Below are 12,502 nucleotides of genomic sequence, written 5' to 3' on the forward strand. Positions count from 1 at the left end.
ATTAATAGCTATCTTCAAAGAAATTAATAATCCTATCTTTCTCCCACATCGCATCTTGGTAACCTAATTCAATGAGTGCACGACAGTATTGTGGTGTAAAGAGTAGGTAACTTGCTGCGGAGCTTATTTTTTCTGTTGTTGAGCCTCCAGCCGCCTTCAATAGGACTCGAATCTTTTTTGGCAATGTTCCTATGTATTGATAAGCGATTTCATTCAGTTCTTCTGAAGGTGAAATAATTAATGTTTCGGTTGGAAGGTTAGGGTGGTTAATTTTTTTATCTTCAGGAAGGTCTCGAATAAGGCGATTCATTATTTCTAATTGATAAATATCGTCTTCCAGATTATCAATAAAAGCGCTATTTAAGAGCTGTCCGAGTATTTGGGCCATGCTTGGCGCGTTTTTCTCGATATCTTTTTCTTGGGGAGCCCATTTTTTCGCACTTCGATTGCCGCTTACGCCTATAATGAAAAGCTTTTCTGCACCAAGCTTTAAAGCTGGATAAATGGCGGATTTCTGGCGGATTGCACCATCACCATAGTAATGATTTTGTATTCTATGAGCAGGGAAGATTGTTGGAATGGCGCTGGAGGCTAGTAGATGATCAACACCTAACTCAGCGGACACTCCTTTTCTTCTATTATCTTGCCAAGCTTTTATATCATGAGCCCCTTGAAAAAAAGTGGTGGATTCTCCTGTACTGTAGCTCATTGCTGTAACCGCTAATGCTTTTAGCTGATTGTTATCAATTGCCTTGTTAATACTCGAAAAATCCAAATGATTTGTTAATAGCTCTTTTAATGGTGTGTTGTCCATCAAAGCTATCGAGTTGTCGTGATTATGAAGATGAAATAGGGATAGCAAGGTTTTAGTCAGTGAACTCGCCACAGGCCATCGACCTACTGTATAAATTTGATCCGGTGTTAAGTGACGCCAGACAAAAGCAAGAGATGATGCCGCTTTAGAAAAGTTATCGGCATAGCACGCCAGCATAGTGGCATTTAAAGCTCCAGCCGATGTGCCGCATAGTATCGAGAAAGGAAGAGAGGAGCGTTTAGGTAGCATTCTACCCATTGCGGATAAGACACCGACTTGATATGCAGCACGAGCACCACCACCTGATAAAATTAATGCGTTATTATTTTTCATAAAGGTTCGCTTATTTTGAAATGGCATAGATGGTCAATGTATCTTATAAGTACAGGTTTTTTCTATTAAAACAATCACTCCCTTATAGGGAGTATGGTTGATTTAGTCCAAAATACAATCTCTTGATATAATTAAATCGAATAAATTATCGCTCTAGTTATTACAAATTCTGGACTGTCTAAGCAATCTACTCCACAATCTCTTCTATACTTTTTAAATCAGTCGATAAAAAGAAAAAAGATATTTTTGAATAATAAAAAAAAGGATAGTGCCATGGATTCTTCTGTTGTCATTAGTGGTGTTGGTCTATGGACCCCAGAAAACAAAATAAGTAATGAAGAGCTGGTTGATAGTTATAATGCTTGGGCTGAACAATTTAATGCCCAAAATGCCGATGCCATTGAGAAAGGGGAGTTAGAGGCTAAGCCTTTTTCAAGTAGTGCATTTATCGAAAAAGCATCTGGCATAAAAAACCGCTACATTTATTCAAAAGAAGGCGCATTAGATATCGATCGTATGCGTCCAGTGCTTGAAGTTAGAAGTGATGAACAGCTTTCTCATCAAGCAGAAATGGCTATTGCCGCAGCAAAAAAAGCCCTTGCAGCGGCAAACAAAAAGACCAGTGATATTGATATGGTTATTGTGTCCTGCGCTTACACTCAACGCTCTTATCCTGCAATTGCGATTGAAGTGCAATCGGCATTGGCTATAGAGGGATTTGGTTTCGACATGCTGGTCGCTTGCTCGGCGGCCACTTTTGGTATCCAAAGAGCGGTTGACGCCGTAAAAGCGGGATCTTCCAAAGGTGTATTAGTGATCAATCCAGAACTGACTTCACCGCAAGTGAATTACATGGATAGAGATTCGCATTTTATATTTGGTGATGTGGCGACTGCTGTGGTGGTAGAAAGTAGTGAAACTTGTCAATCGGATCATTCTTTTGATGTTCTAAGCACAAAATGTGTTACTTCATACTCAAATAATATTCGTTCTAATTTTGGCTACACCACACGAGTAACCGATGAAGATCCTTATTCAGCAGATATGTTGTTTCATCAAAACGGCCGAAAAGTGTTTAAAGAGGTCTGTCCAATGGCGGCAGAGCATATTGAGTCCCACCTAAAAAGTCTAAATATTCAAGTGTCTGAATTAAAACGTTGGTGGTTACATCAAGCTAATATCAATATGAATTTGTTAATCAGTAAGCGATTGCTAGGTCGTGACGCGACACTTGAAGAAGCGCCAGTGGTGCTTGATGAATACGCTAACACGGCATCGGCAGGTTCTATAATCGCCTTTGCAAAATACCATGAAGACTTAAATGTTGGTGATCTCGGTGTGATTTGTTCTTTTGGGGCGGGTTATTCTATTGGTAGCTTGATTCTTCGTAAGCGATAGCTACTTAAACTTTGCATAACAATGTTAAATGTCTAAGTTAAGTAATAGCCAAGTTAAGTCATTGAAACCGATGTGATTATAAGGGAGACTAAATAGATCGCTATCAATGACTTATATAGGGCATTTTAAATATGGCAATACATCCTCAAGCAGGGCAGCTTGCTTCTCACGATTTATTAGTAAACCTTCCTGAACTTATGTCGGCTTATTACCTTAAAAAGCCACGAGTGAAAACTCATCCAGATGAAAGAGTTAGTTTTGGGACATCGGGTCATCGTGGTAGTGCTTTTGCTGTCAGTTTCAATGAGAATCATATCCTTGCTATTGCACAAGCGATCGCTGAATATCGTTTGTCACAACAAGTAACAGGCCCTTTATATTTGGGCAAAGATACTCATGCTTTATCAGAGGCTGCATTTCAAACAACTTTGAGCGTGCTCACTGCGAATGGTGTTCGTGTTCGCACACAGTTAAATGGAGGATACACGCCGACTCCTGTTATTTCCCATGCCATATTAACGCACAATAAATCTGCTTCAGATGTGAGTGATGGTATCGTGATCACGCCATCTCATAATCCGCCGGAAGATGGGGGGATTAAATACAATTCCAGTAAAGGTGGTCCTGCTGACAAAGACATTACTGATTGGGTGGCAAAAAGAGCTAATGCCTTGTTGGAAGCAGATTTACAGGGTGTTAAGCGTTTCACTCCTGAAGAAATCGAAGTAAGTGGGCTGATTGAACCGTTTGATTATATTAATCACTATGTGAATGACCTTGAAAATGTCATTGATATGAAAGCAATTGCTGAAGCGAAAATTCGTATTGGTGTTGATCCTATGGGTGGTTCTGGTATCCACTATTGGGAACCAATAGCAAAAAAATATGGGTTGGACATCACAGTCGTTAATAAGGAAGTGGATTCAACTTTCCGTTTTGTTCCTCGTGATAAAGATGGACGCATCCGTATGGACTGTTCATCGCCTTACTCAATGCAAGGTTTGCTCAGTCTAAAAGATGACTTTGATATCGCAGTAGGTAATGATCCAGACTATGATCGTCATGGCATCGTTTGTGCTAAATTTGGCTTGATGAATCCAAATGCTTATTTGGCCGTTGCCATTGAATATTTGTCTCAACACAGAAAACAGTGGCCGCAAGATATTCAATTTGGCAAGACTTTGGTTTCTAGCGGGATGATAGACCGCGTGGTGGTGGGATTAGGTCGCAAGCTTTGTGAAGTGCCTGTTGGCTTTAAATGGTACGTTGAAGGTTTGTATCAAGGCACAATGGCTTTTGGTGGTGAAGAAAGTGCAGGGGCGTCGTTTCTGCGTAAAGATGCCAGTGTTTGGTCGACTGATAAAGATGGTTTCATTATGGCCTTACTTGCTGCCGAAATTTTGGCGGTGACTGGTAAAGATCCACAAACACTTTATGAGGCGAAAGTTGCTAAATATGGAAAACCTTTTTACAAGCGTATTGATGTTGCCGCAACTTCTGCCCAAAAAGCCTTGCTGGGAGCGCTAGACGTTAAGGATGTCACACAAACTCAATTAGCAGGCGAATCCATTACCTCTGTATTAACGCATGCTCCAGGTAATCAAGCCGCCATAGGTGGTTTAAAAGTCTCTACCGAAAATGGTTGGTTTGCCGCTCGTCCATCTGGTACGGAAAACGTTTATAAAATCTATTTAGAAAGTTTTATATCAGAAGAGCATTTGTCTGAGCTTGAAAACGAAGCAAAAGCCTTGGTGGATACTGTGCTCGATCGCTAATTACTCACTAGTGATTATTTGAAAAGTACCAAAATGCCGCTTATTTAATCGATAGGCGGCATTTTGAGTTTTAAAGGCTAGCAATTAGATATCTGAGAGTCGAGAGAGCCATTTTGTTAACTGAAAACCCATTTTATCGCTTAGCTTCTGAGCGGCTACTTTAAGTTCTTTGGCGTTGTTGTGGTTTGTTCTTTTACCGGCGATGATTACCCAGTTGCCAGTTCCTGTATCCAAAGCACGAACGTCATTGAAATGTCGTTTTAAGATGGCAGTAAGATCGTGGTTGTTTTTTTGATCAACCCAACAATTTAACGCTAACCAGCCATCTTCTTTGATATTTTTCGCGCAATTTTCAATAAAACTTGCTTGCAGTACTGAACGGTCCATTCCATCTGTGTTATATAAATCAGTCATCAACAAATCCACCTTTTTCGGTAGACCCTCAGCCATGCGATCGATCGCATTGGCCACCTCTAAATGAATTCGTTTCCCCTTTGGCAATTTGAAATACATCTCTGCAGCATCCAGTACTTCCTGTCTAAGCTCTATTGCGGTGATGTGAATAGCTGGAACGGTGTGGTGAAGTGCATTGAGTAATGTGCCACCACCAAGCCCTAATATGCAGACGCGTTTGGGCTCGCAGAAAAGTAAAGGCAGCATCATGGCTTGGGTGTATTCATGTTGAAGAACATGTGGGGTAGAGAGACGGATTCGGCTTTGTTCATCACCTTCAGCAAAAGACAGAATGCGATATTGTCCATCATCAAATATACGAATTGGGCCCAGTTCATCGGCGCTGTCATGTAATAAGTTCTGGTGACTCATGTTGTCCCTTAAAAATGTACTTAAATATATAAAAAGAAGGCTCGGAATACCGAGCCTTCAAGATACCTTTTAATCTATATGGTTAATTAACGGTGGCTTCTCTCAAATGTTTTAATATTACCTGTATCGGGTGGGGGATGTTCACATCGTCAAAACGTTTGGCTTGGCTACGGCAAGAATAGCCAGTGGCGACTAACTTGCTATTGAGAGTGGGCTCGGTCACTTTTTCTTTCCAAGATAAGTCATAAATTGTTTTTGACGTATTTTTATTGGCTGTTTCATGGCCATAAGTACCAGCCATGCCACAGCAACCCACATTTTCGACATTAAGCTCAAGACCAAGAATACGATAAACCTCTTGCCAATCTTTAATGGAGGCTGCGGCATTCGTTTTCTCTGTGCAGTGGGTCATTAAGTGGTAGGTAGCACTTTCACACTTCAATGGTTGTTTTATGAGATGCTCGCTTTTTTTATTCAGCCATTCTTGCATTAGTTGGATGTTTGGAATCTGTCGAGTATCTGCAAAGGCTTTGCTGTACTCAGATCGATAGGTTAACGTCATCGAAGGGTCTATACCAATAAAGGGCAGGCCATAAAAAGCCAAACTTTGAAGCATGTCTAAATTTTTACGGGCGGTGCGGTTAAATGCTTTCATGAAACCATGAACGTGCAATGGCTTACCGTTCGGCATGTATGGTGCTAAATAAGCTTGAAAGCCGAGTCGACTCAAGGCTTCCATCGTATCCAATACCAGTTCCGTTTCAAAATAACTGGTGAAAGCATCTTGCACGACAATCACAGCACGTGAGCGATCTTTAGGGCTTAATGATTCAATCGCCAAAGGGGTTGCCAATCGAATTCCGCGACGGGACATTTCCTTCTTTAAATTGAGCTTGCTCAGTTTTGGGTTGTCGGTTAGACCTATATATTTGCTACTAAAATGATTCACCCAACGGCGGCTAACTAGCCAATTGTATGGCTGAGGTATTGCTGCCATTGTTGGCATCATGAATTCTAGTGAGCCAATAAGATAGTCTTTGGCAGGTCGTAGATAGCGGCTGTAATAAAGCTCTAAAAATTTAGCTCGGAATTCAGGAACATCAACTTTAATTGGGCATTGTCCAACACACGATTTACAGGCTAAGCAGCCCATCATGGATTCATGGACTTCGTTTGAGAAATCGTAGTCTCCACGGCGTTTGGCTAGTGTGTTTTTGAGTCTGGGCAAGAAATTAAAGAGGAATCGGCTGTCTTTGGCTTCTTTACTTGCCTTGGCTGTATTGACGTTTTGTTGGCTCATGGCACGCAACCACTCACGCATTAAAGAGGCACGGCCTTTTGGTGAATGACGGCGATCGCGAGTGCCTTTCCAAGAAGGGCACATGGCATCATTCGGATCAAAGTTATAGCAAGCACCGTTGCCATTACAATACATACCTTCTTGAAATTGATCTCGGTTATGCAGTGGGATCTGACGATCAAATTGGCCACGAAGAGAGACGGCGTCAATTTTAAGCAAGTCTTTACCTAGCTCAAAAGGCGTAGCGATTTTACCTGGATTCAGTTGGTTTCTTGGGTCGAAAGCACCTTTTACTTGCTGAATACTTGGGTAGAGTTCACCAAAAAAGGCTGGGGCGTATTCTGATCGAACGCCTTTGCCATGCTCGCCCCACAAGAGACCATTGTATTTCTGCGTGAGTCTAACCACCTTGTCGGTGATTTCTCTAATCATGGGTTCTTGTGATTCATCTTTAAGATCAAGAGCCGGGCGAACATGAAGCACTCCCGCATCCACATGGCCGAACATACCATATTGAACTTTATAGCTGTCCAAAACGGCACGAAACTCCATTATGAAATCCGCAAGGTTTTCAGGAGGAACAGCCGTGTCTTCAACAAAAGGAATAGGGCGTCGCTCACCTTTGGCATTACCTAGCAGACCAACCGACTTTTTACGCATAGCCCATAGTTTATTAACATTTTCATGGCCCATAGCAATAGTATAGCCCAAGGCGCTGCTGTTACTTTGTTCTGCTAAGGCATCCAGTTTATCCGTAAGAACCTTAACTTTCGTTGCGACTTCTTGTTCATTGTCACCAGTATATTCGACTAGGTTGATGCCTTGGATATTTTCATCCGCATTTTCTGGAAAGAATTCTGCCACGGAATTCCAAATGATATCGCCTTTAGCAAGGCCAAGTACTTTGGAGTCAACTGTCTCAATCGAGGTCGGTTTGGCCGAAAGCAGCTCACGAGCATGACGAAGCGACCCCTCGAAACTGTCATAGCGAATGTTAACTAATGCTGCATATGTCGGAATAGGTAAAAGGTTTACTTTAGCTTCAACAATAAATCCTAATGTACCCTCTGATCCACAAAGTACGGAATTCATATCGAATTTGCCGTCATCAGTGCGAATGTGAGCCAAATCGTAACCCGTTAAGCAGCGGTTAAGATCTGGGAAAGTGTCTTTGATTTGTTGCGCTTTGTTTTTCTGAATGCTATCAACCATGCGATGTGCATGAGCTGCATAATCACTACCGCTTTGAATACTAGCAAGTGTCTCGTCATTGATGGGAGAGGAGTCGAGAACAGTGCCGTCTAATAAAACCGTCTTTAGAGAGAGGACATGATCGCGGGTTTTGCCATACATTACTGAGCCTTGACCACTGGCGTCCGTGTTTATCATGCCGCCAATTGTTGCTCTATTGCTGGTGGACAGTTCCGGTGCAAAGAATAAACCATGTGGTTTGATGGCTTTATTAAGCTGATCTTTTACCACACCGGCTTCTACGCGTGCCCATCCTTCCGCTTCGTTGATTTCTAAAATACGATTCATATGCTTGGATAGATCGACTACCAAACCATCCGTTAATGATTGACCATTGGTACCAGTGCCGCCACCTCTAGGACTCAACACCACATCGCTAAATTCGTCTTGGTTTGCCAATTGTACAAGCAATTGAATGTCTTGAGTCGTTTTGGGGTAGATTACCCCTTGCGGTAATACTTGATAAATTGAGTTGTCCGTTGAAAGAACCACACGGTTTGCATAATCAGGATTGGTGTCTCCTGAGAATCCTGAAGTTTTCAGACGTTCGATAAAAGAAAGATATTTGGCCTGAACTGGCGATACTTCAGAAAGCTTTGGAATCATGTTTCATCTCCACATATGATGAGTGCGGGGATTTTAACAAAGAAACGTCTTAAAGAGCGATTTTTATAGCTTGAAAAAAACCTATGATCTCCCTCTAAAAAGTCATGTTACTATGTCATTACTATGTATCATCTTTAACTGGGGATATTTGTGTCCACCATTGAACCAATCGTTTTGCCACCAGCCTGCCAGAAACATCCTAATGAGCACTATATACTGAACATGTATCGCGGCGATCTTGAGCACCCCAGCGCTCCAGGAAATAAGTGGCATAAATTACAATACCACCTAAAACAGGCCCGAAAGCAACAAGCTTCAACTATTGCCACTTTTGGCGGGCCTTTTTCAAATCACCTTCATGCTTTTGGGGCCACGCTAAAAACCTTACCTTTTCACGCTATTGCTGTTGTTCGTGGTGAATTGCAGCCTCAATTGACGCCAACCCTAACCGATTTAGCAAAAGACGGTGTGGAACTCTGGCCATCTTTGCGAGCGGATTATCGACTTGGAATGGATTCTAATATCGTGAGACAGATTAATCAGTGCCATGACAATGTCTATTGGATTCCTGAAGGTGGCGGTGGTGAACTTGGTGCAATGGGCTGTCGGGATTGGGCGAATGATATTCATGCCTTAGGTGGTGACTATGATGCTTGGGTGGTCTCATCCGGAACAGGCACAACCGCTGCGGGTTTATTATCTAATATTAAGGTGCCTGATCTGCATGTGTTCAGTGCGTTAAAAGGTGAGCCTGCTCAACGAAAATTAATTTTGGATTTTGCCTATGAATTAGCTGTGGAAGCGTCTGTGTCAAAAGAAGAGCTTGATAAAGCGCTCTATTTTCACTCGGATTGCCACGAGGGAGGTTTTGCAAAGCAAAGCTCAGAGCTAATTTCCTTTATGAGAGAGTTTGCCATTCTGAATTCTGAGCGACCACTTGACCCTGTTTATACTTGTAAAAGTATGTTTGCCGTTTTAAAAGCAATGGAAGAGGGTTCATGGCCTTATCATCGTACATTATTTATTCATACGGGTGGTTTGCAGGGTTGGCGAGGGTATTCAAAAGCTACTAATCCATTCACGTGATGGCGATAGTTGGCGTCTTCATGTTAAAGTGGCGCAACTTATGTAAAACCCACAGAAAATAAAAACCGTTATAAATACTTTGTTGGGTTGATTGGTTTACATTGATAGACGGGAAGAGAATGACACATGAGTCTTTTTAGACGTGTTGGTATTATTGCTCGATTAGATAAAACTCAGATTCTTGATACGGTTAAGAAGCTGATGGAATACCTCCAAGAAAAAAATATTGCGCCTGTACTTGAGGATCAACTTGCTACCATGATGCCTGGTGTGAAAGTTGACTCATCTCCCCTAAAGGAACTAGGAGATCATTGTGATATGGTCATGGTGGTTGGTGGAGATGGTAGTTTCCTTGGTGCCGCTAGAGCAATTTGTAATTATGACATTCCGGTTTTAGGTATCAACCGAGGCACCCTAGGTTTTCTAACCGATATCTCACCACATAATCTTCAAGAAGAATTAGACCCTATTTTTCGTGGTGAATACCATGAAGAGAAGCGTTTCATGATTGAAGCAAAAATCAAACGACAAAACCGCCCAAGTGGTGAGGGGATTGCTCTGAATGATTTGGTTCTTCACCCTGGCAAGTCGGCTCGTATGATTCGCTTTGATTTATTCATAGATGATCAGTTTGTGATGAATCAAAAATCGGATGGTCTAATCGTTGCTACGCCGACTGGTTCAACCGCTTACGCTTTGTCTGCTGGCGGTCCTATTATGCTGCCTAAACTAGACGCTTTGGTACTTGTTCCTATGCACCCTCATACGTTAAGTAATCGACCTATTGTGATTGACGCCAATGCTCGTATTCGGATTGTGGTTTGCGAGTCGAACCTAACTTATCCGAGTGTCAGCTGTGATGGTCAATTAAATATTACCGCAGCACCGGGCGACGAAATTTTCATTACTAAAAAATCAGGTGGTATTCGATTAATACACCCTAAAAACCATGATTTTTATAATGTATGTCGAGATAAGCTAGGTTGGCAATCCAGCTATCGCCCTTAAACTGTCAAGTTATGGTTAAATTTTTATCATTTTATAAATATCCTCTTTAGGGGTTCCATGAATTTTGTTTATCAGTTTAAAGAAACAGAAGACCCTAAAGGGTTAAGTGAGGCCTTGTGGCACCATAAAGTGGCTCATCAGATTGTTTTCAAAGATGACCATTATGAATTGTGGATATTGGATCTAAGCCAATTGGCCGCTGTCGAACAGCTTATGACCATATGGAAAGATGACCCAACTCTGCTACAGCAAACTCATAACTCTGTTGAAACTGATAGTACTTATAAAGAGCAATGGGCTTCTAAACTTAAACAAGCACCCGTTACTGCAACGCTGCTGCTGTTAACTTTGCTTGTGGCATTCATTACTCAGCTAGGGTCTGAGATTAAAATCGTTGGCTACTTTTCTATTAGCCCATTCGATATAAGAAATGGTCATATATATTTTTATGATTTAACTGAAGTTTTTTCTAAAGGTGAATATTGGCGCTTCTTTACGCCTGCCTTGTTACATTTCAGTGTTTTGCATATTGTTTTTAATACCTTATGGGTCTGGGAAATTGGCGCTAAATTAGAGCGACTTTTAGGTTCTCTCTTGTGGTGTGTCGGCGTGGTCATCATCGCGGTATTAAGCAATATTTTTCAATATCAAATAAGTGGCTACCCTTTGTTTGGTGGCTTGTCTGGTGTGGTATACGGGCTAATTGGATTTGCTTGGCTTTTGCCTATTTTAAGTAATTATTGGCCTACAATTATTAGTAAGCAGCTAATGATCTTTTTTATCATTTGGCTAGCGATTGGTTACACACCTTTTCCCGAAATGCTTGGATTAGGGAGTATTGCTAATACTGCGCATACAATCGGTTTAATGTCTGGCTTGGTACTGGGTTTTATTTACTGGTTGGCAACAAAACATCGCCGTAGCTAGTTCTATTTTGTCTGGTATTTTACATTATTGATTTCAACTAGAGCCTGCATAAAAGCAGAGAGATGAAAAATGAATTTTAAAGAAATGATCGACAATATGTCGCCTGAAGTTTATGTCAAACTTAAGCAAGCAGTAGAGCTTGGTAAATGGCCAAATGGTGTCAGGTTAACGCCAGAACAAACAGAATTGTGTTTGCAAGCGGTCATCACTTATGACTACTCAAATAAAGAAGAAAAAGATCGCGTTGGCTTTATTGATACAACGGGTCATAAAAACGTCGGTAAAAAAGACCCCGCTAAAGAGCAAGATACGATCAAATGGGTTGGTGATGGGCCTGAGGGGCAGGTTTAATGTTACAAGGTAACCTTAAAAAAATGTCTACCGATGTTCAGGATGGTCATGTCAATTACCATCTGAAGCTAGGCAATGATCAGGTACTGGTTAATGAATTACTAGGTAAAAAAGTCTCTTTGCATATTGATGGTGTGATTCATTGTGTCAACTGCCATAAAGTGACGAAAAAGTCTTTTAGTCAGGGTTTTTGCTATAATTGTTTTCGTAAGCTTGCCGCTTGTGACACCTGTATTATGAGCCCTGAAAAATGCCATTTTCATTTAGGGACATGTCGAGAGCCAGAGTGGGCAGAGCAATATTGCATGCAAAGTCATTATGTCTATTTGGCTAATTCTTCAGCTCTCAAAGTGGGCATTACAAGAGGGGATCAGCTTCCTACTCGTTGGGTTGATCAGGGCGCAACACAAGCTAGGGCCTTATTTAGGGTGCAAAACCGCAGAATGTCTGGTCTTGTCGAAACGCTATTTAAAAGCCAAGTTGCAGATAAGACCAATTGGCGGAATATGCTGAAAGGATCTTCCATTCAAATGGATCTTGAGCATGAACAAGAGCGCCTAATTGACCTCCTATATGAAGGTCTAGACTCCTTACAACATGAGTTCGGTTTGCAGTCTATAACTGACTTATCCGATGAAAATGAAACTCATGAATTTATCTATCCTGTTTTAGAATACCCAACCAAAATCACCAGTCTCAATGCTGAGAAAACACCTCTTATTGAAGGGACTCTGATGGGCATTAAAGGTCAATATTGGATGTTAGATACGGGTGTCATAAACATTCGTAAATATACTGGTTATCAAGCGACATTGAATTTTTAGGAGA

10 protein-coding genes are annotated in these 12,502 nt (G+C 41.4%); 7 read left to right on the plus strand and 3 right to left on the minus strand.

Annotation, left to right across the window (positions count from 1 at the left end; translation table 11 throughout):
* Window position 1 precedes the first annotated feature (1 nt).
* A complete protein-coding gene (locus tag C0J08_RS10690) occupies window positions 2-1,147 on the minus strand; it encodes a patatin-like phospholipase family protein (protein ID WP_212656115.1) in 1,146 nt (381 codons plus the stop codon).
* Between the two features lie 273 nt (window positions 1,148-1,420).
* Between C0J08_RS10690 and C0J08_RS10695 the strand changes: the two genes are divergently transcribed.
* Window positions 1,421-2,545 carry a beta-ketoacyl-ACP synthase III gene (locus C0J08_RS10695; RefSeq protein WP_212656116.1) on the plus strand — a complete coding sequence of 375 codons (1,125 nt, stop codon included), beginning with the start codon at window positions 1,421-1,423 and terminating at the stop codon, window positions 2,543-2,545.
* A gap of 131 nt (window positions 2,546-2,676) precedes the next feature.
* Window positions 2,677-4,320 (plus strand): phosphoglucomutase (alpha-D-glucose-1,6-bisphosphate-dependent), encoded by a 1,644-nt coding sequence (gene pgm, locus C0J08_RS10700; RefSeq protein ID WP_212656117.1) that lies wholly within the window; start codon window positions 2,677-2,679, stop codon window positions 4,318-4,320.
* Window positions 4,321-4,404: 84 nt separating this feature from the next.
* On the opposite strand, the gene C0J08_RS10705 is transcribed toward pgm, so the two are convergent.
* Window positions 4,405-5,145 carry a spermidine synthase gene (locus C0J08_RS10705; RefSeq protein ID WP_212656118.1) on the minus strand — a complete coding sequence of 247 codons (741 nt, stop codon included), beginning with the start codon at window positions 5,143-5,145 and terminating at the stop codon, window positions 4,405-4,407.
* Between the two features lie 82 nt (window positions 5,146-5,227).
* Window positions 5,228-8,302: a D-2-hydroxyglutarate dehydrogenase YdiJ gene (gene ydiJ / locus C0J08_RS10710; RefSeq protein WP_212656119.1), complete on the minus strand. Its 3,075-nt coding sequence runs from the start codon at window positions 8,300-8,302 to the stop codon at window positions 5,228-5,230.
* Window positions 8,303-8,452: 150 nt separating this feature from the next.
* Between ydiJ and C0J08_RS10715 the strand changes: the two genes are divergently transcribed.
* The 5 genes from C0J08_RS10715 (at window position 8,453) to C0J08_RS10735 (ending at window position 12,498) form a co-directional block, all read left to right on the plus strand.
* On the plus strand, window positions 8,453-9,388 hold the full coding sequence (locus tag C0J08_RS10715; protein ID WP_212656120.1) for a 1-aminocyclopropane-1-carboxylate deaminase/D-cysteine desulfhydrase: 936 nt from the start codon (window positions 8,453-8,455) through the stop codon (window positions 9,386-9,388).
* Between the two features lie 126 nt (window positions 9,389-9,514).
* Entirely contained in the window at window positions 9,515-10,396 is an 882-nt protein-coding gene (locus tag C0J08_RS10720; protein ID WP_212656121.1) for an NAD(+) kinase, read from the plus strand.
* A gap of 57 nt (window positions 10,397-10,453) precedes the next feature.
* Window positions 10,454-11,323 carry a rhomboid family intramembrane serine protease gene (locus C0J08_RS10725; RefSeq protein ID WP_212656122.1) on the plus strand — a complete coding sequence of 290 codons (870 nt, stop codon included), beginning with the start codon at window positions 10,454-10,456 and terminating at the stop codon, window positions 11,321-11,323.
* Window positions 11,324-11,392: 69 nt separating this feature from the next.
* Window positions 11,393-11,674, plus strand: a complete 282-nt coding sequence (locus tag C0J08_RS10730) for a YeaC family protein (RefSeq protein WP_212656123.1) — start codon at window positions 11,393-11,395, stop codon at window positions 11,672-11,674.
* Window positions 11,674-12,498 (plus strand): DUF2797 domain-containing protein, encoded by an 825-nt coding sequence (locus C0J08_RS10735; RefSeq protein WP_212656124.1) that lies wholly within the window; start codon window positions 11,674-11,676, stop codon window positions 12,496-12,498. Before C0J08_RS10730 ends, C0J08_RS10735 begins: the two co-directional genes overlap by 1 nt.
* The last annotated feature ends 4 nt before the right edge of the window (window positions 12,499-12,502 follow it).

Origin of the sequence: Marinomonas sp. CT5, from assembly GCF_018336975.1 — a bacterium.
Taxonomy (GTDB): Bacteria; Pseudomonadota; Gammaproteobacteria; order Pseudomonadales; family Marinomonadaceae; genus Marinomonas.